An 18,211-nucleotide genomic window follows, 5' to 3' on the forward strand; every position below is an offset into this window, starting at 1 on the left:
CCGAGGCGACGACCCTGCCCGCCCGCTGCGGAACGGTAGCAGAAATCGCGACGCACCTCCGGGGCCCAACCGTCACATACGGCCAAGTGCCGTGAACTCCGGTCAACGTCGCCCGGTTCCGGCCTGCAGGGGACGCCAGGTGCCGGGGGCGAGGCCGTCCAGCGTCCACGGCCCGACCGCCACGCGCACCAGCCGCAACGTCGGCAGGCCGACGGCCGCGGTCATGCGCCGGACCTGGCGGTTGCGGCCCTCGTGGATCGTCAGCTCCAGCCAGGCGTCGGGCACGGTCTTGCGGAACCGCACCGGCGGGTCGCGCGGCCAGAACGTGGGCGCGGGATCGAGCAGTGCCACCCGTGCCGGCCGGGTCGGGCCGTCGTTCAGGGTCACGCCGTCGCGCAGCGCCTGCAGCTGCGCCGGCGTCGGCGCCCCCTCAACCTGCACCCGGTAGGTCTTGGGCAGCTTGTGCCGCGGGTCGGTGATGCGGTGCGCCAGGCCGCCGTCATCGGTGAGCAGCAGCAGGCCTTCGCTGTCGTGGTCGAGGCGCCCGGCCGGATACACGCCGGCCGGCAGGCCGAAGCCCGCCAGCGTCGGCCGCGGCGGCTGGCTGCGGTCGGTGAACTGGCACAGCACGCCGTAGGGCTTGTTGAAGGCGACGAGCATGGGATTGGTGATTGGTGAGTCGTGATTCGAAAAAGCGGACGGTGCTGCGATCCGATGGCAATCCTGCGATCGATGCGAAGAACTGGCCGGCCATGCGGATACACCAATTGACCGCAGCTGATCGACTCCTGCGAATCACCAATCACCAATCACGGCCCCTCACGGCTTCACGAACCGCAACGTCATGCGGTCGCTCTCGCCGATCTCGCGATAGCGCGCGGCGTCTTCCGGCGGATGGTTGTTGACCGGCGGCAGCGTCCACACGCCGTTGGGATGGTCGCGGGTGTCGCGCGGGTTGGCGTTGACCTCGCTGCTGGCGTCGACGCGGAAGCCGGCGGCCTGGGCCAGCGCGATCACCTGCGACTGCCCGACATAGCCGCTACGGTCGTCGTCGGGAACGTCGCCGGTGGCGCGGTGTTCGACCACGCCGAGCACGCCGCCCGGGCGCAGCACGTTGTAGAAGCCCCGGAACATGCCTTCGGCCTGGCCCGAGGCGCGCCAGTTGTGCACGTTGCGGAAGGTCACCACGACGTCGGCCGAGTTGTCCGGCCCGAAGCGCGGCGCGGCCGGGTCGTAGGCGACGATGCGGGCATCGCCGAACAGCGCCGGCGCCCCATCGAAGCGGTTGCGCAGGTTGTCGTGCTGGGCCTGCTGGCTGGTGCGGCCGCGGCCCTCGGGCAATGCGTCCGGATCGACGACGGCGGCGATGTAGTGGCCGTCGTCGCGCAGGTAGGGCGCCAGGATCTCGGCATACCAGCCGCCGCCGGGGGTGATCTCGACGACTGTCTGCTCCGGCCGCACGCCGAAGAACGCCAGGGTCTCGCGCGGGTGCCGGTACACGTCGCGCGCGCGGTTCTCCGCGCTGCGCCAGTCGCCGGCCAGGGCCGCGTCCAGGCGCGACAGGTTGGCGGCATCGACGTCGGCCGCGGTGTCGGCGCGCGGCTGCGGGCCGCTGCTGCAGCCGGCGAGGGTGGCGAGGGCGACGGTGGCGCAGAACAGCATGGCGCGTTGCATGGAGGGAACTCCGGTGCCGGGACGTGGCGCAAGGGTGCCACAAGCGGGGCGCGGACGGTCCGAATGCGATTGGCGGACGCCGGCGGCGATCGGTTGCAGCACCGGAACACAGCTTTCGGTGCTGCCTGCACGCGCTGTGGCGCATCGCGCGCCTATGCTGGATGCACATGGTTTCCAGGAGTCGATGATGTCGGAACGTGAACTCGGGCGCTCGGGTTTGAAGATCTCGCCGCTGGCCTTCGGCGGCAACGTGTTCGGCTGGAGTGCCGACGAGGCGACCACGTTCGCGCTGCTCGACGAGTGCGTGGCGCTGGGCATCAACCTGGTCGACACCGCCGACGTGTATTCGGCCTGGGTCGACGGCAACCAGGGTGGCGAATCCGAGGCCCTGATCGGCAGGTGGCTCAAGCGCGGCGGCAGGCGCGACCGCATCGTCATCGCGACCAAGGTCGCCAAGTGGTCGAAGCATCCCGGCCTGTCGCCGGCCAACATCCAGGCCGCGGCCGAGGATTCGCTGCGGCGCCTGCAGACCGACGTCATCGACCTCTACCAAGCCCACGAGGACGACCCCACGGTGCCGCTGGAGGACACCCTGGGCGCGTTCTCGCGGCTGATCGAACAGGGCAAGGTGCGCGCGATCGGCGCGTCGAACTACAGCGCACCGCGGCTGGCGGAAGCGCTGGCGGTGGCGCAGCGGCACAACCTGCCGCGCTACGAGACGCTGCAGCCCGAGTACAACCTCTACGACCGTGCCGGCTACGAGGACGCGCTGGAGCCGCTGGTGCGCGAACATGGCCTCGGCGTGATCAGCTACTACTCGCTGGCCAGCGGCTTCCTCAGCGGCAAGTACCGCACCGAGGCCGATGCCGGCCGCAGCGCCGCCCGCGGCGCGCAGGTGGTCAAGCAGTACCTCAACGCGCGCGGCAAGCGCATCCTCGCCGCGCTCGACGACGTGGCCTCGCGCCAGGCGGCGACCGTCGCCCAGGTCGCGCTGGCCTGGCTGATCGCACGCCCGGGCATCACCGCGCCGATCGTCAGCGCGACCAGCATTCCCCAGCTGCGCGAACTGGCCGCCGCGCGCACGCTGCTGCTGTCGAAATCCGACATCGCGGCGCTGGATGCCGCAAGCGCAGGCAGCTGACCCAACCGGCGTCTTGCACGCCTGCCCGTGACGCGCGAGGCCTGCGCATGCGGCCCGCCCCATGTAGGAGCGCCCCCTGGGCGCGATCGCCGGGACATGGGGCGGGATCGCGCCCAGGGGCGCGCCTGCAAGGCGTGCTGCCTGCGCGACGTTGCCCTACTCGTTGCGGCCGCGTTCGCCGCGGACCGAGCGCCACAGGCGCGACAGCCGCGAGCCGCCCGCGTCGCCGGGCGGCGGCGCATCCGGCGCCGACCCGGCAGGCGCCGCCGCCGCGGTCGCGACGACCGCATAGCTGCTGAGATAGGCGGCATTGAAGAACCCGTGGACGATGTCCCGTGCCATGCCGAGCAGGGCGCAGGCCTCGTCCGCCGTGCTAGGCCGCTTGAGCAGCAGCGAACACAGCTGGAAGTGGTCGGGACGGTGCGCCACCGCGCGGAAGTCCGGCCATTGTTTCAGCGACAGCACGCTGCCGGCATCCAGCGGCGGCAGCAGCGGCGATGCGCCACGCGCCTGCAGGGCGATGTTCCACAGCAGCGGGATCAGCGGCAGCGTCGGCAGCGGCTGCGCGTTGAACGTGGCCGCGTCCGACAGCTGCATCGTGGCGTCGGGCAGCAGCGGCGCCAGTTCGCTCGCCAGTGCGGACGCCTGCGGCGTGCCGGTGACCGGCACGGCCAGCTTGCGGTCGAAGTCGAGCATCAGCAGGTGGCGGCCGCCGTGTGCGATCAGCGCATGGCCGCGGCCCGCGGCAACGCGCTCGCGGATCGCGCGGGCGATCGGCGGCGGATCCTCCATGGCCACTGCCGCCGCCGGTTCCCGCAGCGGCACCGGCTGCGGTGCCACCGCCGCCACGGGCGCCGGCGGCGGGGCGGACGCGGCAATGGCGACACCCGGTCCAAGCATGTCGTCCAGTGCGTCCCACAGCTGCCGTTCGTCGAGCGGCAGCTGCGGCGCCACCAGGCCGTCGTGGAGAACGCCGGCATCGTCGAGGATCCACAGCCGCACGCCGGGCCGGCCGCTGGCCAGCCCATGGGCGACCTTGCGCATCGCACTGTTGTCGCGCACGACCAGCAGGTCGCAGGCGTGCAGGTCGTCGCAGGGCGCGATGCACGCGTCCGGTGCCCCGGACACCGTGCGCAGCCTGTGCAGCAGGGCCTGTTCTTCGCGCATGTCCGTTCCGATGGACACGACTTTGACCACGCCGCGATTCCCTTCGCCGCCCCCCTCTTCGACCACCTGTTTTCCCCCGTGTCCGGGTGCGGTCGCGCATGCGACGCACCAGCGTGCAGACTACGGTGGCATCGTTGTGTTGCGGGTGATGCAACGCACAAATCCGGATTTCACGATCGGTGAAAAAACCCCGTGCGAAGCTGCCCGCGCAGCCGCGACCTGCCACCCTGCACGCAACCGGATGGAGAACTCCCGCATGCCCGACATCGACAACATCCGCATCGTGCTGGCGGCACGCCCGAAGGGCGCGCCGACGCCGGCCGACTTCCGCCTCGAACACGCCACGCTGCCGCCGCTGCGCAACGGCCAGGTCCTGCTGCGCAACCGCTGGCTGTCGCTCGACCCCTACCTGCGCGGGCGCATGAACGCCGGGCGCTCGTATGTCGCGCCGCTCGAAGTCGGCGACGTGGTGGAAGGCGGCACGGTCTCGGAGGTCGTGCAGTCGCTGCATCCGGCGTGGTCGCCGGGCGACCTGGTGCTGGCGCATGCCGGCTGGCAGACGTACGCGGTGGTCGACGGCGAGGCGCTGCGGCGCAAGCTCGATCCCGACGGGCCGCCGGTATCGACCGCGCTGGGCGTGTACGGCATGCCCGGCTTCACCGCGTATGCGGGGCTGCGCGAGATCGGCAAGCCGGAGGCCGGCGAGACCCTGGTGGTCGCCGCCGCCAGCGGACCGGTGGGCGCCACCGTCGGGCAGATCGCGAAACGCGCCGGTGCGCGCGTGGTCGGCGTCGCCGGCGGCCCGGACAAGGTCGCCTACGTGCGCGACGTGCTCGGCTTCGATGCCGCGCTGGACCATCGCGCCGACGACTTCGCCGCGCAGCTCGTCGCCGCATGCCCGGACGGCATCGACGTGTACTTCGAGAACGTCGGCGGCAAGGTCTTCGATGCGGTGCTGCCGCTGCTCAACGACTTCGCGCGGATCCCGGTATGCGGGCTGATCGCGCAGTACAACGCATCGGCGCCGCCGCCCGGACCGGACCGGGTGCCGCAGCTGATGGCGTTGATCCTGACCCGCCACCTGACGGTGCGCGGCTTCATCCAGCGCGACTTCATCGCCCTGTACCCCGAGTTCCTGCGCGAGATGGGTCGCTGGCTGCGCGACGGCGAGATCTGCTTCCGCGAGGATGTCGTCGACGGGCTGGAGAACGCGCCCGCCGCGTTCATCGGCATGCTGGAGGGGCGCAACTTCGGCAAGTTGCTGGTGAAGATCGCCGACTGAGGGGCCGCGCTGCCGGGCGCGGCGAGGGGCGCTCAGCGGCGCTGGCGTGGCGCGGTCGCCTGCTTCTTCCCGGCTGCCCGCGCGCGTGGCGCCGGCCTGCGCACGGCGCCGGCCGGCGGCGCGTCCTGTGCGACCCGGCGCACGTGCTCGGCCGCCTGCGCCCGCAGCCAGTCGCGGAACGCGAGGAAGCCGCGATGGTCGGCCGAGCGCGGCGGATGCACCAGGTAGTGCCCCCACGGCGTGCGCAGCCGGTGCGGCGACAGTGCGACCAGCTGGCCGGAATCGAGCAGCAGGCGCGCGCGCGTGACCCGGCCCAGTGCCACGCCGACGCCATCGAGCGCGGCGCGGTGGTGCGATTCCGAATCGTCGAACACCGCGACATAGCGCGCCGGCGGCGTTTCGCCCGACAGCGCGAACCAGCGTTCCCATTCGCCGTCGGGATCGCCGAGCAGCGGCCATTGCGCCAGCTTCGTCTGCCGCGCGCGGCGCATGCGCGCGATCAGCGCGGGGCTGGCCATCGGCACCAGGTATTCGTCGAACAGCGGCTCGGACTCGACCCCGGGCCAGCGCCCGTGGCCGACGCGCATCGCCGCGTCGATGTTCGGCTGCTGGTCGAAGTCGACCACGCGCTCGCTCGACAGCAGGCTCAGCTCGATCTTGGGATGCGCGCGCATGAAGTCCGCCAGCCGCGGCACCAGCCACGCCGAGGCCATCGTCGGCGTGATGCTGACGGTCAGGATGTCGTCGCGCCGCGCCGAGAACGGCTGCAGCGCATGGGCGATGGCCTGCAGGTGCGGGGCGATGCGCTCGAGCAGGCGCTGCCCGTCCGGCGTCAGCGACACGCCGCGCGCATGCCGCACCAGCAGCCGATAGCCCAGGCGTTCCTCGAGGGTGCGCATCTGGTGGCTCAGCGCGCTGATTGTCAGGTGCAGCGATTCGGCCGCGGCGGAGATCGTGCCGGCGCGCGCGACGGCCACGAAGCCCTGCAGGGCATGCAGCGGTGGTCGGGACATCCTTGAATTTCCTTCAAGTCTCGCTTGCGAAAGCGTCGCTATTCGTGGCTCCAGCGTGCACCTATCTTCGATTCCACTCAAGTCGTGGAGCCCGGAGATGCGTATTTTCAGAGAACTGCTGTTCCTGCACGGCCACGTCGTGGATCCGGCGCTGGCCCGGCAACTGGATGCCGACGACCCGCCGGTGACCGGAAGCGCCACCCCCGCATCGACACCGGCCGCGGTGTGCGAAGCGGACCACCCGCGATCCACGTCGTGCGATGACCACGACGGCGATGCGATCGCGGCCCGCGGCAGGCTGGCGGCGCTTTCGCGCTGCACCTGACCCTGCCATTGCGCCGCAGCCGCGAGAAGCACCCTCATCCGGCGCTGCGCGCCACCGTCCACCCGTAAAGGGCGCAATGTCCCGCCTGCGGGAGAAGGGACGTAGATTTGAATGTCGATCCGGCCCTGTCGATCCCCGCAAACAATACGAATCGTAGGAGCAGCCCATGGCCGCGAAATGCCGGTCGCGGCCATGGGCCACTCCTCTGCATGTTTGCGGGCCGGATCAACAACGCAACAGGCCCGCCGAAGCGGGCCTGTCGCTGCCGAGCCGGTCCTGCGCGAGCCGGGTTACGACGCCAGCGACTTCAGCGCCGCGTTGAACGTCGCGCTCGGCCGCATCGCGGCGCCGACCTTGTCCAGGTCCGGGTGGTAGTAGCCGCCGATGTCGACCGGCTTGCCCTGCGCGCCGTTGAGTTCGCCGACGATCGCCTGCTCCTCCGCCGCCAGGCGCTCGGCCAGCGGCGCGAACAGCGCCTTGAGTCCGGCATCGTCGTCCTGCGCCGCCAGCGCCTGCGCCCAGTACAGGGCGAGGTAGAAGTGGCTGCCGCGGTTGTCCAGCCCGCCGACCTTGCGGGCCGGGCCGCGGTCGTTGTCGAGGATCCTGCCGTTGGCCGTGTCCAGCGCCTTCGCCAGCACCGTGGCGCGGGCGTTGCCGTAGGCGTTGCCCAGGTGCTCCAGCGAGGCCGCCAGCGCCAGGAACTCGCCCAGCGAATCCCAGCGCAGGTAGTCCTCCTCGACGAACTGCTGCACGTGCTTGGGCGCCGAGCCGCCGGCGCCGGTCTCGAACAGGCCGCCGCCGGCCATCAGCGGCACGATCGACAGCATCTTGGCGCTGGTGCCCAGCTCCAGGATCGGGAACAGGTCGGTCAGGTAGTCGCGCAGCACGTTGCCGGTGACCGAGATCGTGTCCTCGCCCTTGCGGATGCGCGCCAGCGAGAACTGCGTCGCCTCGACCGGCGACAGGATCCGGATGTCCAGGCCGCTGGTGTCGTGGTCCTTCAGGTACTTCTCGACCTTGGCGATGACCTGCGCGTCGTGCGCGCGGGCCGGGTCCAGCCAGAACACCGCCGGCGTCGCCGACAGGCGCGCGCGCGTGACCGCCAGCTTCACCCAGTCCTGGATCGGCGCGTCCTTGGTCTGGCACATGCGCCAGATGTCGCCGGCCTCGACCTTGTGCTCGAACACCACGTTGCCCGCGTCGTCGGTGACCCGCACCGTGCCGTCGGCCGGGACCTGGAAGGTCTTGTCGTGCGAGCCGTATTCCTCGGCCTTCTGCGCCATCAGGCCGACGTTCGGCACCGAGCCCATCGTCGCCGGGTCGAACGCGCCGTTGGCCTTGCAGTCCTCGATCACCGCCTGGTAGATGCCGGCGTAGCTGCGGTCCGGGATCACCGCCTTGGCGTCCTGCAGCCTGCCCTCGGCGTTCCACATGCCGCCCGAGTCGCGGATCATCGCCGGCATCGACGCGTCGACGATCACGTCCGACGGCACGTGCAGGTTGGTGATGCCCTTGTCGGAATTGACCATCGCAAGCTTCGGGCGCTGCGCGTACAGCGCGTCGATGTCGGCGCGGATCGCGTCCTGCCGGTCCTGCGGCAGCGACTGGATGCGCGCGTACAGGTCGCCGATGCCGTTGTTCGGGTTGAAGCCGACCTCGGCCAGCGCGTCCGCGTGCCTGTCCAGCACGTCGCGATAGAACTCGCCGACCGCCACGCCGAACATGATCGGGTCGGAGACCTTCATCATCGTCGCCTTCAGGTGCAGCGAGAACAGCACGCCCAGCGCCTTCGCATCCTCGATCTGCGCATCGATGAACGACGCCAGCGCCTTGCGCGACAGCACCGCCGCATCGACGATCTCCCCTGCCTGCACCTTGACCGGCGCGCGCAGCGCCGTGACGCTGCCGTCGTCGCCGACCAGCTCGATCTTCAGCGACCCGGCCCGGTCCATCGTCGCCGACTGCTCGCTGCCGTAGAAGTCGCCGGCGTCCATGTGCGCCACGTGCGACTTCGAGTCCGCGCTCCACTTGCCCATGCGGTGCGGGTGCTTGCGCGCGTAGTTCTTCACCGACAGCGGCGCGCGGCGGTCGGAGTTGCCCTCGCGCAGCACCGGGTTCACCGCGCTGCCCAGCACCTTGCCGTAGCGCGCGCGGATGTCGCGCTCGGCGTCGTCCTTCGGCGTGTCCGGATAGTCGGGCAGGTCGTAGCCCTGCGCCTGCAGCTCCTGGATCGCGGCCTTGAGCTGCGGCACCGACGCGCTGATGTTCGGCAGCTTGATGATGTTGGCCTCCGGCCGCGTCGCCAGCGCGCCGAGCTCGGCGAGGTCGTCGCCGATCTTCTGCGCCTCGCCCAGGCGCTCGGGGAACTGCGCCAGGATGCGCCCGGCCAGCGAGATGTCGCGCGTCTCCACCGCGACACCGGCCGGGCGCGCGAACGCCTCGATGATCGGCAGCAGCGACTGCGTCGCCAGGAAGGGCGCTTCGTCGGTGAGGGTGTAGATGATCTTGGGGGTGTCGGACATGGGGCGTCGCGTTCCTTGGATGGCAGGGGATGCGCGCCACGCCCACGACACCGGACCGCTGGCCTGCCAAGGCCTGGTCCGGTACCACTGGACCGGTGCGCAATCCGCCTATTGTCGCGGTTTGCGCAGGGGCGGGCAAAGAACGCGTGCGTGCGGTGGAGTATGGATATCGGCCGCAGTGCGATGGCGGTACCGGGCAGGGGCAGGTCAAAGGCTGCTCGCGGGTACGCCTGCCGGTGATGCATGCCCCCGGCCCTGGCGGTTGAGCGGCAGCGGGCGGGTGCCAGCGTCGAGGCCTTGCAGGAGAGGGGCGTCGATGGAGCCCGGTAATGCAGGTTGGCCTGGCAATAGTTGCAGGTGCGGTGGCATCGCAGCGAGACCACGAAGATGTGCAGCGCCGGCCCGCCCGGCAGGTCGGACTTCCGGGTCCGATACTGGCTCAGCAGCGGCGCCAGCGAACTGCGCTGCAGGTCGACCACCGCCAGGTGCTACGTCTGGTCCGCCAGTATGGGGGGCGTGCGTGTCGAGCTTGTGGCGGAGGAACCGCTCGAAAGCGTCCCGCTTCATCGTCAGACAGTCGCCCGCCAGCGACGAAACGAATACCCGGTCCCGGTCCCACGGAAAGCGACGGAAACGCAGCGGAAGCAGGCGGTAGCCCTAGCTGGAGACGGCGAACGCCTGTGGCGGGTGGAACTTCATGGCCCGGCATCCGTACGCCGCCGCAGGGATTCGCGCAGCACCTCGCGGATGAATTCCACGTACAGATCCTTGGTTTCCTCGCGCACGGACCTGGCCTGGACATGCAGCAGAACCCCGGAGGGTTCATGGAGTCGTTCGATTGATGTCTTGTCGGCATAGCGCTTCCCGGTTTGTGAATCTGGTTTCCGGGCGGTAATGCCGCAGTCGCATTGCTGTAGCCGGATGGATGCATGCCGCAGTCATGCATTCCGCATGTGCTTGTCCTGGAAGGAAATCCGCTTCTGTGCAGGCTTTCCGGGGTAGTACGGTTTGCTGCAGTGGAGGTGCGACAGGAATTCGGGAGTTCTGAAGTGTGACCTTGCGCGCGGATATGCGCGTCTTTAGGTGCAATAACGATGTTGGCGGCACCGACGAATTAAGTTCGGGCTGTCAGGGGTAAAAGGGGATAAACGAAACAGCGATGAGGCGGGTACTGGGCCTGCTGAAGAACGGGTTTTGGATTCTTGCGTTGCTGGCAGGTGGCCGAGTACTGCTACTCCTCATCAGGCCGGGACTGTCCGGCTTTGCGTTATATCGGGATCCTGACTCTGGATCCTGCAGTGTAATCGCGTGTTCACTTCTGTCTGGATAGTTGTTAACCGGATATTTAGTAATCAAGGATTGTACTTGGGTTGATTGATCTGATGTCTAAGCAGGGATGGAGAGACTATGAAAATGTGCGGCGCGAAGAGCTTGTGCGCATTCTATCCATTGCTGTCACTTGTTCTTGTTTTGCCCGGCGTCGCAATTTCCCAGTCAGGGATTACTGCGAACGAAAACTATGATCCTCACATCCGGCACCGCTCCTTGGTGGGGCCGGTTGATGGGAACGTCGCCTTTGGAGACAGGACCGACTTCTCATCCGGGGCGACCAGTTTTTATGTGACTGTGCTCAGCGTTCCCGGAAACAATGAACTGGAAGTTGCCCTTCGTTACAAATATGTAAGGAACAGGGATTTTCTACAGAATACTGCGGCATCAACATGGGAGCGGGATGACCCGTACATTACTGGAGATTTCAGTAAACGTGCCGGTTGGGTGCTTGGAAATGGAAGTGTCCCGACAACTTCCAGGACGACGTCAAGATGTTCTATGCCTACGGGGTATGCGACGCCACCCGTTCTTCCAAGTGATAATGACAGGCCTGCAGAGTATTATCCTCATGAATACTGGTCTGGATACCGGTTAGTGCTGCCACGTGGTCAAGGGGCTTTGGTCAATCCTTTGGCCAATGCGCCAGCTCCGCCAGATGTTCCATCGCTCGGCGGACCATACAAATGGGCTACGAATGATGGGTGGTTCTTTTCATGCATCCCGCTCAAGAACGGTGTGGGTGAAGGGTTTCTTGCCCATTCTCCAGACGGGAGTAAGTACTTCTTCGACGATTACAGGCTGGGGCCAGAGCTTGCGCCAATCGACAAGTTAAACGGGTTCGGGCAGGATGTTACATTCCAGCGCCAGGAAATAAGAATCTACGCTTCCAGAATCGAAGACCGTTTTGGTAATCATGTCGAAGGGCTTTCTGGAAGTGACGGCAGGGTGATTAATGTGACTGCGTCTGGAGCGGTTGTGCAAGCCTCGTCCAGCGGGCGGCAATGGAGCGTATCCATTGGCAACCCATTCGTAGTCACATATCCTGATGGATCGCAATGGAAACTGCAATCAAACTGGCAGATATTTCCGACCCAATATCCATATGGTGGGCCGGGGCAGTTTTGTTCGGCAACAAACCCTCCTGTGTCCGCAGCGGGCAATGGAACGATTACTGTCACGCTTCCTTCCGGAGCGATAGGGACCTTCAGTTTCACCCCGGTTCTGCGGGGTTACTCCTATGTTCCTTTGAGATGCATGAATCCGGAAGGTATGAATCCTCCATATGTTGTAGATCCGAGTAGGGTTACCGAGATCTCACTCACCAGGAAATCTGTCAGTGGGCCTGGACTTGGTTCTTACTGGTCACAGATCACATACGGGCCGCCAAATGATTGCTATGCCGCCGGGTATCAACCAGCTACCTGTACAGCCAGCTCTCCAACGACGGTTGCAACCACGGTCACGCGATCGGATGGAACGTCAACCTTGTACACGTATGGAAACCGGTACCGTGTGAATCAGGGGCTGCTGTTGAGGCAGGAGGAGCGGCAGGGGTCTTCGCAGACGTTATCAGTGGAGACGAGGGAGTGGCGTGTGTTTGATGGCATCGGTGTATCGAGCCTGGGTCAATACAGTCAGGCGGGCTCGTTGGGCTCAGTCATGCGCCCGGCATTGTCAAAGAGGGTGCTGAACCAGCAGGGTCGTATATTTACATGGCAGGTTGCGACCGATTGCGGTTCCAATTCCGCTTCTCCGTGCTTTGATCTGCACGCGAGGCCTACAAAGATTGTGCGGAGCAGCCAGCCGGCTCCATGAGTCATGGAAGACGTATGGCAAGTACGGACTCTTTGTCCCCATGTGATCTTGTTGGAACAATGATGTCGAGCAGGACAACTCAAGGGGAGCTGGGATGCGACGGTCACTGATCGGAAAGGCGGCTCTGCTTGCGGGCTTGTGGCTGGTTGGGGGGGGCGCCGGCCGAGGCCCAGACCTATACCAGTACCGAGGTGATCAATTACCACGACGACCTGTCGAAATGGGTGCTGGGCCAGCAGAAAAAGCTGACCGTGAATGGTGCTGTGGCCTGGGAGGTCACATACAACGCCAACGCCCAGCCGACCGTCTCCAAGGCCTTCGGCAAGACGGTGCAGACTCTGACCTACAACGCCGACGGCACGGTCTCCACCGTCAAGGACGGCAACAACAACGTCACCACCTTGTCCAGCTGGTACCGCGGCATTCCGCGCAACATCCAGTATCCGGGCGGCAGCACCCAGTCGGCCGTGGTCAGTGCCGCCGGCTGGATCACGTCGGTTACCGACGAAACCGGCGCGAAGACCTGCTATGCGTACAACCCGATGGGCCGGGTGAACAGGATCACCTACCCATCGGAAACACAGGCCGGCGTGTGCGACACCTCCCAGTGGGCGGCAACCACGATCGATTTCGGCCCGCAACCCACTGGGGCAGCAGGGTTGCCCGCCGGCTATTGGCGGCAGGACATCGCCACCGGCAACTACCGCAAGCACGTCTATCACGATGCGCTCTGGCGCCCGGTCGTGGTGCGTGAACATGACCAGTCGAGTGTTTCGGCGACCACACGCTTCACCCGGTACGCATACGACCATGCCGGCCGGGTGACCTTCGCCTCGTATCCCGGCACCAGCCACAATCTCACCACCGGCACCTGGAGCGAGTACGACGCCCTCGGCCGGCCAACGTCGGTCAGCCAGGACAGTGAGTTGGGCCTGCTGACCACCGCTACCGAATACCTGAGCAACTTCCGGACCCGGGTCACCAGCCCCAAAGGTGCGCAGACGACAACCACATATCTGGCCTGGGACCAGCCGACCACTGATTATCCGGTCGCCATTGCCCAATCCGGCGGTGTCTATACTCATATCACCCGGGATGCCTTCGGGAAACCGACGCAACTGCGTCGCAGCAACAGCAGCAATCCGACTGGCGGCTCCGTAGGGGTCAACCGCAGCTACACCTACAACGCCAACCAGGAGCTGTGCCGCAGCGTGGACCCGGAGAACGGTGCGACGCTGATGGGCTACGACGGCGCCGGCAACCTGGCGTGGTCCGCGGCGGGCCTGCCGGCGGAGACCGCCTGCCACGCCGCCGGCAATACCGGCACGATCAACCCGCGCAAGGTCACGCGCAGCTACGACGGCCGCAACCGCCTCACCGCGCTGTCCTTCGCCAACGGCATCGGCAACCAGGCCTGGACATACACGCCCGACGGCCTGCCGGCGACCATCGTCACCCACAACACCAGCGGCGGCACCCTGGTCACCAACGCCTACAGCTACAACCGGCGTCGCCTGCTGACCGGCGAGAGCGTCAAGCGCGGCACGGCAGCGGCCTGGTCGATCGGCTACGGCTACAACGGCAACGGCCACCCGGCCAGCCTGGTGTATCCGTCCGGGCTGACCGTGAACCACGCGCCCAATGCGCTGGGCCAGCCGACGCAGGCGGGGACGTTCGCCAGCGGGGTGAACTACTTCCCCAACGGTGCGATCAAGTCGTTCACCTACGGCAACGGCATCGTCCATACCCTGACCCAGAACGCCCGTGGCCTGCCGCTGCGCAGCACCGACTGCACCACCACGGGGACGTGCGCGGCGGCCAACCGGCGACTGGACCTGCAATACGGCTACGACCAGCACGGCAACGTCACCGGCATCACCGACCATACGTCCTCAGGCAGGCAGACCCGGGGCATGAGTTACGACGTACGCGACAGGCTGGTCCAGACCACCTCGGGCATGTTCGGTACGGCCAGTTACGCCTACAGTGTGCTGGACAACCTGACCACGGTCAGCGTGAGCGGCGGCAGCCAGTCGCGCAACCACACCTACACCTACGACACCACGACCCGTCGGCTGAGCCAGGTCAAGAACACCGTGGGCGGCGCGGTGGTGGCGAACCTGACCTACGACGTGCAGGGCAACCTGGCGGGCAAGGGCGCGCAGACCTACCAGTTCGACCTGGGCAACCGGCTGCGCAGCGTGCCGGGCAGGGAAACCGGCTACGAGTACGACGGCCACGGCCGCCGGGTGCATGCGCAGACGGTGGGCAGCAGCCAGATCCTGTCGCAGTACGGCAACGCCGGGCAGCTGCTGTACCAGCAGGACCACAAGCAGGCGAAACGGATCGACTACATCTACCTGGGAAGCAGCCTGGTGGCGTTCCGGGAGCGCCCGCTGACCACGGCCACGGAAACGGTGAAGTACCAGCACACCGATGCCCTGGGCACGCCGATCGCGGTGACGAATGCGACGAAGGCGACGATCGAAACCGGCGAGTACGAGCCATACGGGCAACTGGTGAACAAGGTGCTGCCGGACGGTCCGGGGTTCACGGGTCATGTGCAGGATGCGGCGACGGGGCTGACGTACATGCAGCAGCGCTATTACGATCCGCAGCTGGGAGTGTTCCTCAGCGTCGATCCCATCACGGCGTATGGCAACCCAATAGGCGCATTCAATCGCTATCGCTATGCAGCCAACAATCCGTACAAGTTCGTTGACCCGGATGGCCGCGATATCAAGTGTGCCAGCAACACCTGCCAGTTGGTGCCGATTGGTGGCAATCTCCCCACCGTGAACTTCCCTAGGCCAAAAGGTTTTCCCGCGAGTATCAGCGAGAGGGATTCGTTCTTCCATCACGTTTACCGATTTACTGATTCGGCCGGAAGTGGTGATGGTGCTTACAGTCAACGCCTTAACGAGCAGTTGGTCAGCAACCCAACGCCCATGCAAGATGAGCCCGCCACCTTGCAAGGCAACAAGATCGACGTGAACGCGAATAACGCGATTAGCAGGCTAACCGGCCAGGACAACGTGATGTCGTATCAGATACCCCTGCAAAATGGAACCAGCGCCGTTCTCAATGTCACGACCGGCAACCATGCTGCCACTTGGGGGATTGTGTTGAGGCTAGTCCAGCCCGGCCAAGGAGGTGAGCAGAACATTGTCACGTATGGTGAAGGCAACTCCTTCCTGCAACGTGTCTTCGACCCCGATAACAACCAATCTCGGGAAGTGTGGTCGCGAAGTGCAGAAGAGATCAGCCGGAGAGCCCGGCCATGAGAGCGTTGGTTGCCATTTCCTTCCTGGTATCGTTGGCGCTCTACCTCGCCCAGATTTTCCTTTACACGAAGGATCAAGAAATCATCGTGTATGGAGTGTTCGGCGCGTTGTGGTTCCTGGCCTTGTCCCTCAATGCGTTTGGCGCGCAAATCAAGAGCACGACCACGGGCATCTTCCTCCTTTCCGGTCTGGCCGCTTTTGGATTGGGGTTCATCCCCCATCGCCTGCGCCTTAGCCCAGGGATCGACATCTACGTAGTCCTGTTCCCGATGATCCACTTCCTGGCGACGTTTGCCTTCCTGACAGCCAAGCGCAAGGCTGGCGAGGACCGAGGTCAGAGAACAATTGATCCGGCTCCATGAAACATAAGGCCCGCGTCTGTGGGCGGGCCTTCAGACTGCTGACAAACTCCGGCCCCGGCCGGAGTTTGTCATTTCTAATTGCTCATGCTTAAAAACCCGGCGCCCGGGGTAATCGTAAGCTTCGCAGAATTCCGGACATCCCCAAAATAAATAGTCGTCCCTGAAGAATTCATTTCAACCTGCAGTTGCCATCCCCACCGGCCGCGGACCTTGAACACTCTGGATCAGGGTTGCCCGCAGCCAGGCACGCAGAAATGCAATCCACCGCAGCAGCCAGCGGATGCTGTAGCCGGCCGCGCAGGCGATCACGTGCAACGCGTCGCCCTTTGCACCCTTGAGGTGACAGCGGCGCAACCGGCAATCGTCCTTCAAGTGTCCGATCACCGGCTCGATCGCCTGTCGCCGTTTCACCCACGCCCACTGCCGCCGCGTCAGCGACTTCGGCTTTCCCCGGTGCAGGATGCTGGCGCCTTCGATCTCCCGGCCGCGATAGCCCAGATCCACGATCGCCGTCCGTGGCTTCTGGCCGCTGACGATCTCCACCTGCTCAAGCTGCTCTTCAAGCGTGTCGCCGTCGTACGGGTTGCCGGCAAAACTCCGGGCGCCGACCACCAGCCCCTTCCGGGCCGTCACCGCTATGCCCACCTTCACCCCAAACTCGTAGGGCTTGCGTGCCTTGCCCTTGCCGATGCACTCCACCTCCGGCGCGTGCAGGGCGTAGAGCTTGTGCTTGTCCTTTGGGCTGTTGGCTCCGGATCCGCTCGGCCCGCTCCAGCCACACCTGCATCTGTTCACGGACCGTGCCTTCCCGTGCGTCCAACTGCCGGCCGATATCCCGGATCACCCGGCCCAGCAGCGTGCGCTGCCGACGCAGCACCTTGCGCATGCGCTTGAACTGCCGGGTGTGGGCGTGGCGGCCGGCCTTGCGGGCCAGCCCCGGCGCCTCTCGCTCGTAGGTCTGGCGCAGCTTGATGTCATGGCGCCGGCTCAGCAGCACCAGCTTCCTGCGCGCCACCTCCAGCAACCGACTGTCGGTCGGGTGGGCGATGGCCTTCTCCTGCACCGTCGTGTCCACGATCACCCGCGACAACTCACGGGCATCGACCGCCTTCAGCGAGCGCGCCGCGGCGATCGTCTGCGCCAGCAACTCTTCCATGCCGGCCTTGCCCAGTCGCTGCCGCCAGCGCGTCAGCGAACTGGGGTTGCACGGCAGCGCCGTCTGGAACACCACCTCACCGGTGAAGAACTGCCAGTAAGGGTTCTCCAGCCAGCGCAAGCACACCTCCTCGTCGGACAGGTCGTAGGCGTGCTTCAGATACAGCAGCCCGGACATCAGCCGCACCGGCAGCGCCGGACGGCCGCCGCCTGCCGGATCGGGCGGCAGTGTTGGCGCGAGGGCGTCCTCCAACTCGGCCCAAGGTATCCGCCCGGCCAGCTTCGCCAGCGGATGGCGCAGGTCGATCTGGTTCTCCAAGCGGGAACGGAACAGCTCGTCGGCGTGGGCGTCGGTACTGTCGGCAGCGCCGGGGCGCTTGCGCATCCGGTGGCTCCAAACTGCAAGAAAACAGGCGCCAGCGTAGCGGCTTCTCAACAGCCAAAGGCTGGTCAATCTTGTAGTTCCGGCATACCCCTACAGGGAGAAACGAGCTATACGTCCTGCGTCAAACGATTTCTTCAGGGAAGACGACGTAGCGGCAAGGTGTGGAGTACGGACGTTTATGAGTGGCCGTCCTCGCCAGACGTTCACTGGGCCGCGCCGGTGGCCATGGAGAAAGAAATTCTCGCCTTCAAATCACGTGCTGCACTTGATTCTTGAGGCCGCCTTTCTATCCGGAGGAGACTCATGAGTGGACGGATGTGCCGAACTACCTTTTAGGCTCTGATCAACCTGGCAAGGTTCTCGCCAACGTTAGAAGCCTTAGCCGATGACGATACCTCGCACTCCCATATCACAAAGACTCTCCAGCCGCTTTCTTCCAGTTGGCTTGTAACTCGGACATCCCTTGACACATTCTTCTCGAACTTCTCCAGCCAGAATGGCGTGTTGCTCTTTGGTGTCGTCGCGATACTGCATCCTGCATGCCGGTGCCAGAAGCAACCATGGACGAACACCACTGCCTTGTAGCGGGGAAACACAAGGTCCGGCTTGCCTGGCAGCCCTGCCCCGTGAAGCCGGTAGCGGAGGCCAAGGCGGTGCAGGACCTTGCGGAGCGCAAGCTCTGGCCGGGTATTCTTGCCCCGGATCCGGGACATCCTTTCCGAGCGCTCGGCAGGAGAGAGGAAGTCGGCCATGC

Annotated in this window: 11 protein-coding genes and 1 pseudogene; 5 read left to right on the forward strand and 7 right to left on the reverse strand. The window is 65.9% G+C overall.

Annotated features, from left to right (window positions below; translation table 11 throughout):
• Positions 1-102: 102 nt before the first annotated feature.
• Together LDO26_RS06305 and LDO26_RS06310 are read right to left on the reverse strand one after the other, a co-directional pair.
• Positions 103-660: a pseudouridine synthase gene (locus LDO26_RS06305; protein ID WP_232130230.1), complete on the reverse strand. Its 558-nt coding sequence runs from the start codon at positions 658-660 to the stop codon at positions 103-105.
• A gap of 159 nt (positions 661-819) precedes the next feature.
• On the reverse strand, positions 820-1,674 hold the full coding sequence (locus LDO26_RS06310) for a class I SAM-dependent methyltransferase (protein WP_435594044.1): 855 nt from the start codon (positions 1,672-1,674) through the stop codon (positions 820-822).
• 184 nt (positions 1,675-1,858) lie between these two features.
• On the opposite strand from LDO26_RS06310, the gene LDO26_RS06315 reads away from it, so the two are divergent.
• Positions 1,859-2,815 (forward strand): aldo/keto reductase, encoded by a 957-nt coding sequence (locus LDO26_RS06315; RefSeq protein ID WP_232130309.1) that lies wholly within the window; start codon positions 1,859-1,861, stop codon positions 2,813-2,815.
• 156 nt (positions 2,816-2,971) lie between these two features.
• Here LDO26_RS06315 and LDO26_RS06320 read toward each other — a convergent pair whose 3' ends face one another.
• Positions 2,972-3,982, reverse strand: a complete 1,011-nt coding sequence (locus LDO26_RS06320) for a hypothetical protein (RefSeq protein ID WP_232130231.1) — start codon at positions 3,980-3,982, stop codon at positions 2,972-2,974.
• A 256-nt stretch (positions 3,983-4,238) separates the two neighbouring features.
• On the opposite strand from LDO26_RS06320, the gene curA reads away from it, so the two are divergent.
• Complete coding sequence (gene curA / locus LDO26_RS06325) at positions 4,239-5,264, forward strand: NADPH-dependent curcumin/dihydrocurcumin reductase (RefSeq protein WP_232130232.1); 1,026 nt, start codon at positions 4,239-4,241, stop codon at positions 5,262-5,264.
• A gap of 32 nt (positions 5,265-5,296) precedes the next feature.
• On the opposite strand, the gene LDO26_RS06330 is transcribed toward curA, so the two are convergent.
• Positions 5,297-6,277 carry a LysR substrate-binding domain-containing protein gene (locus LDO26_RS06330; RefSeq protein ID WP_232130233.1) on the reverse strand — a complete coding sequence of 327 codons (981 nt, stop codon included), beginning with the start codon at positions 6,275-6,277 and terminating at the stop codon, positions 5,297-5,299.
• 97 nt (positions 6,278-6,374) lie between these two features.
• On the opposite strand from LDO26_RS06330, the gene LDO26_RS06335 reads away from it, so the two are divergent.
• On the forward strand, positions 6,375-6,602 hold the full coding sequence (locus LDO26_RS06335; RefSeq protein WP_232130234.1) for a hypothetical protein: 228 nt from the start codon (positions 6,375-6,377) through the stop codon (positions 6,600-6,602).
• Between the two features lie 290 nt (positions 6,603-6,892).
• On the opposite strand, the gene LDO26_RS06340 is transcribed toward LDO26_RS06335, so the two are convergent.
• On the reverse strand, positions 6,893-9,124 hold the full coding sequence (locus LDO26_RS06340; protein ID WP_232130235.1) for an NADP-dependent isocitrate dehydrogenase: 2,232 nt from the start codon (positions 9,122-9,124) through the stop codon (positions 6,893-6,895).
• Positions 9,125-12,462: 3,338 nt separating this feature from the next.
• Here LDO26_RS06340 and LDO26_RS06345 point away from each other — a divergent pair.
• Together LDO26_RS06345 and LDO26_RS06350 are read left to right on the forward strand one after the other, a co-directional pair.
• Positions 12,463-15,555 carry an RHS repeat-associated core domain-containing protein gene (locus LDO26_RS06345; protein ID WP_232130236.1) on the forward strand — a complete coding sequence of 1,031 codons (3,093 nt, stop codon included), beginning with the start codon at positions 12,463-12,465 and terminating at the stop codon, positions 15,553-15,555.
• Complete coding sequence (locus tag LDO26_RS06350) at positions 15,552-15,917, forward strand: hypothetical protein (RefSeq protein WP_232130237.1); 366 nt, start codon at positions 15,552-15,554, stop codon at positions 15,915-15,917. The genes LDO26_RS06345 and LDO26_RS06350 overlap by 4 nt, the downstream gene beginning before the upstream one ends.
• A 174-nt stretch (positions 15,918-16,091) precedes the next feature.
• Here the strand turns inward: LDO26_RS06350 and LDO26_RS06355 are convergent.
• Together LDO26_RS06355 and LDO26_RS06360 are read right to left on the reverse strand one after the other, a co-directional pair.
• Positions 16,092-17,457: pseudogene (locus LDO26_RS06355) on the reverse strand (IS5 family transposase).
• Between the two features lie 332 nt (positions 17,458-17,789).
• Complete coding sequence (locus LDO26_RS06360; RefSeq protein ID WP_232130238.1) at positions 17,790-18,209, reverse strand: very short patch repair endonuclease; 420 nt, start codon at positions 18,207-18,209, stop codon at positions 17,790-17,792.
• Positions 18,210-18,211: the final 2 nt, after the last annotated feature.

Origin of the sequence: Proluteimonas luteida, from assembly GCF_021191695.1 — a bacterium.
In the GTDB taxonomy this organism is placed as follows: domain Bacteria; phylum Pseudomonadota; class Gammaproteobacteria; order Xanthomonadales; family Xanthomonadaceae; genus Luteimonas; species Luteimonas luteida.